Origin of the sequence: Kurthia huakuii LAM0618 (assembly GCF_000505545.1) — a bacterium.
GTDB classification, from domain to species: domain Bacteria; phylum Bacillota; class Bacilli; order Bacillales_A; family Planococcaceae; genus Kurthia; species Kurthia huakuii.
Map to the genome: position 1 here is coordinate 1 of NZ_AYTB01000052.1, position 1,185 is coordinate 1,185.

Annotated in this window: 1 protein-coding gene; it reads right to left on the minus strand. The window is 41.1% G+C overall.

Going from position 1 to position 1,185, the window contains the following annotated elements:
* A partial coding sequence (locus tag V514_RS0118585) for an IS4 family transposase (RefSeq protein WP_029501253.1) occupies positions 1–1,079 on the minus strand: 1,079 nt, incomplete at its 3' end.
* Positions 1,080–1,185 lie beyond the last annotated feature (106 nt).

Below are 1,185 nucleotides of genomic sequence, written 5' to 3' on the forward strand. Positions count from 1 at the left end.
TTCAATCCAATTCGCCATTCAATCGGCAGGGTATCACAAAGAAGCTGGCGTGTGAAACCAGCGAAAGACAGGCGTTTACAGTGCTTTTTCTTGTGTCCTTCCGTTTGTAAAAATTTCAATAATACGTAGGCAATTAACGCCGCAAATAGTTGGCTATACACCGCATTTTCAGTCGTGCCAAATAAAACAGGCACATTTAAGTTCTGTTTGATCCAACGAAAGAACGATTCAATTGCCCAGCGCTCTTTATACATGCCAGCGATTTCTTCTGCCGTTACATCGCGAAGATTTGTCACAACACGGACAACATCTCCTTCGTAATCTGTAAATTCTACGATACGATGGCGTGCGACGGTTTGTTTTTGCGTTGTACCAAGGATACATGTAAAATCAGCGACTACATTGGAACCTGCGACAGGGGCTCTTTTTAACGATTTCTTTCGACTTACATGAATATTTTCCTTCAAACGAATGACGAAATCTTGTCCGGTTTGCGCGTAACGATCGACCTTATCCATTGAAAAATAAGCACGATCTGCCACGAGAATAAAACGCTTGTCCTCTAAGCTCACGCCAATCGGACCATCATGTTTTAAGCCCGTTGTTTCCACGACTTTCAAGGGCATCTCAGTCGTATTTGTGAAGCTAACGTGCAACTTGATGCCTGAGCGCTCACCATGATATAAAGCCCATGGTAAACGCGTTTTTCCAACGGTAATCGTTGTCGAATCAATCGCTAGTAAGTCTTTTTTAAGCTTTAATTTTCGTCGTGTCGCTCGGTTTAAACGTCTAACAATGACGTCAAAAATACGCTTCACAATATGGTGATTCAGCTCGCCTAAGCGTTTCGAAAGCGTAGAATAATCCACAGATTTCAAACCCTGTGCTGAAGCCACATCCGCTGCGTGACGTAACCTTTTCCATTCGAAAGCCGCTGCACCAACTAAATAAGCTAAAAGTGTAGGTACATCGCATTTACGAGCTGTATCTTCAAAACCATATTCAACAAGAATTTCGTTGATTTCTTCCTGTGAAATAAAGTTTTGAAGTAACATGAAAATCGTGGTATTCTTAGCCATGAGAGATTCCTCCTCGTAAATGTTGGTGTGGTAACTTACATTTTACATGGAATCTCTCTTTTTTATTGCATTTTATTGGTAAAAATTAGTTAATCAACAGACGTGA